Origin of the sequence: Glaesserella parasuis (assembly GCF_002015085.1) — a bacterium.
GTDB lineage: Bacteria > Pseudomonadota > Gammaproteobacteria > Enterobacterales > Pasteurellaceae > Glaesserella > Glaesserella parasuis.
In genome coordinates, this window is the sequence record NZ_MUXW01000091.1 from 1 (window position 1) to 2,228 (window position 2,228).

Genomic DNA, 2,228 nt, shown 5'->3' on the forward strand with positions numbered 1-2,228 from the left:
CATAACCTGTAGGGCATTATGAGAATTTTGATAAGGGAAATTTAAAAGATTATTTTGCGGAATTTAAGTTTATTGTCATCACGTTATCGACACGTTGTCACGATTTATTTGTAAAAGCAACCCCAAGTTTTTGGTTCGCATTTGCTATAATTTTCCGTGTCTTGCGCGCTTTCAATATGTAAGTTTTTGGTATCAAGTGCTAAGTGGTTGATATTCGCCGTCGCCCCTTTTAAGGTTGTGGTTTCATTTGCTTTCATGGTTAAACGGTCGGCGTTAATTTCCGTGTGGTTTTGTACCTGTGAATCGCTATTGGAGTGCCCTTTACCGATGCTTACCGCGCCTTCAATATCTAACCCCGTTGAGCCACCCGATTTCCCCACAAACCCTAATACTATTTTTTCTTTTTGCCGTTTATCATCTTCATAAAACGGCGTTTTTCTTGCCACTCTCTTGAAAGCAAATCTCTCAAGCGGTAGTTTTCTGCTTTTAGTTCCTCAATTTCTGCTTGTAATTGCTCAATTAGCTCAACTTGTTGCTTTTGTTTTCTGAAGTTAAACATTTGATAACCTTGAATGAAAATCTGAAAACTTACAAATAATCCTTGCTTAGTTATTACTTGTAAACTATAATACACTTGTTTTCGCAATAGGGCGGAAATAAGAAGAGCGGCTTTCACCGCTCAACTAAATATAGGAACTAGGATTATGTTAGTTAAAGTGTTAATCCTTATTATCCTGTTATTGGTAAGCGTGCCAGCTTACTAAGGATAGCGTAAGACCTAGCGGGTGCCACCGCTAGGCAGTTCCTAAACTATACAACCAACGTTTTAAAAAATCAAGTAGGTAACTATGGCAAATTCAATGACTGAACATTCTCGTAAACTTCGCTCTAAAACGGCGAACGAATATAACAAACGTATGCTTGCTGAAGGCAAGGTTAAGCAATTTTCTGTGCGTATGGAAACGCCTATTGCGGACGAATTTGCGTCAGTACTTGCTGAAATCGGTGGAACGAAAGCCGAAGCCATTAAAAAACTTTGTGAAATTTATCGGCAAAATAAGGCGTAGCAATACGCCTGTTGGTTAGGCATTTTTCAGGGTCAAGATGAAATCTGCCAATGCTTTTAAAAAATCAGGTGTAAGCCACATCATTACGCACATTATGATCAATAAACTGATAGCCCAAACATAACGTTTGGCAATCTTTGATTTATCCATTAGTTCTAACATTTTACAAATCCCCTCCATTACGCTAAAATCTATCTGCATTTGGAAGTTCTCCATTTGTTATTCATTCAGTTTATGTCCTCTTAGTGCTTTAAGTGGATATGAAAAACCCCGAAGTGTTACAGCACCTCGGGGTTTGTTTTTCGTTAAAACTCTTAATTAAAAGTATTTTGCGTTATTACTTGTATTACAATTATTACCATCTTATACTTATTCCAACACATTAATGTAAGAGGATAACACGATGGCATTAACAGTAAGACTACCAGACGAATTACAACAACGCTTAGATCATCTCTCCGTTCAAACAGGACGAGCAAAATCTTTTTATGTTAAAGAGGCATTAGAAGCCTATTTGGAAGATTTAGAAGATTTGCTCTTAGCTAATGCTGTTCTTGAGCGTGTCCGTTCAGGTAAAGAAAAAACCTATTCACTAGAGGAAGTCGAGAATGAGCTTAACTTGGAACGTCATCTTAGCGGAAACCGCTAAAAAGCAATTAGCCAAACTCGCCAAGAAAAATCCTCAACAGGCCCAACAAATTATCCGCTACCTCAAAACCTTAGCGACGCTCGAAAATCCACGAGATCGGGGCAAAGGTTTAGTTGGCGATTTATCTGGAATGTGGCGTTATCGTGTAGGTGATTACCGCATTATTTGCCATATTGATAATGGCGAATTGTTGATAACTGCCTTAGAAATCGGGCATCGAAGAGAGATTTATCATTAATCAAAACCGAAACGCTCATAGAATGGCTTAACGCCTTTCTTGATGATGTTTCGGTTTTGATAATATAGTTCAGTATTCATTTGATAAACAACGATAATAAAGCAATCATTAATATAAATAGAATAATAATTTTTAAGATTTTAAATGTAAACAACGTAGTTTTAAGTAATGTTTTTTTAATACCCTTTAAGATAAAAAACATGGTTTTATTGTAAGAAAAACTAAAAAAACACCCAATGTTTTAAAAATTAACAGACCCTATCCCAAATTCTGT

6 protein-coding genes are annotated in these 2,228 nt (G+C 36.6%); 3 read left to right on the forward strand and 3 right to left on the reverse strand.

Going from position 1 to position 2,228, the window contains the following annotated elements; all coding sequences use genetic code 11:
* Positions 1-104: 104 nt before the first annotated feature.
* Both B0183_RS11820 and B0183_RS12425 read right to left on the reverse strand, forming a co-directional pair.
* On the reverse strand, positions 105-380 hold the full coding sequence (locus tag B0183_RS11820; protein WP_021112383.1) for a hemagglutinin repeat-containing protein: 276 nt from the start codon (positions 378-380) through the stop codon (positions 105-107).
* An 11-nt stretch (positions 381-391) separates the two neighbouring features.
* Positions 392-559 (reverse strand): hypothetical protein, encoded by a 168-nt coding sequence (locus B0183_RS12425; RefSeq protein ID WP_021110921.1) that lies wholly within the window; start codon positions 557-559, stop codon positions 392-394.
* Between the two features lie 289 nt (positions 560-848).
* Here B0183_RS12425 and B0183_RS11830 point away from each other — a divergent pair, with 289 nt between their 5' ends.
* Positions 849-1,067, forward strand: coding sequence for a hypothetical protein (locus tag B0183_RS11830; RefSeq protein WP_021110922.1), 219 nt, complete (start codon positions 849-851; stop codon positions 1,065-1,067).
* 15 nt (positions 1,068-1,082) lie between these two features.
* Here the strand turns inward: B0183_RS11830 and B0183_RS11835 are convergent, their stop codons facing one another.
* Positions 1,083-1,268, reverse strand: coding sequence for a hypothetical protein (locus B0183_RS11835; RefSeq protein ID WP_021118158.1), 186 nt, complete (start codon positions 1,266-1,268; stop codon positions 1,083-1,085).
* A 202-nt stretch (positions 1,269-1,470) separates the two neighbouring features.
* On the opposite strand from B0183_RS11835, the gene relB reads away from it, so the two are divergent.
* Positions 1,471-1,716, forward strand: a complete 246-nt coding sequence (gene relB / locus B0183_RS11840) for a type II toxin-antitoxin system RelB family antitoxin (RefSeq protein ID WP_021113536.1) — start codon at positions 1,471-1,473, stop codon at positions 1,714-1,716.
* On the forward strand, positions 1,676-1,954 hold the full coding sequence (locus B0183_RS11845; RefSeq protein ID WP_021115974.1) for a type II toxin-antitoxin system RelE family toxin: 279 nt from the start codon (positions 1,676-1,678) through the stop codon (positions 1,952-1,954). The genes relB and B0183_RS11845 overlap by 41 nt, the downstream gene beginning before the upstream one ends.
* The last annotated feature ends 274 nt before the right edge of the window (positions 1,955-2,228 follow it).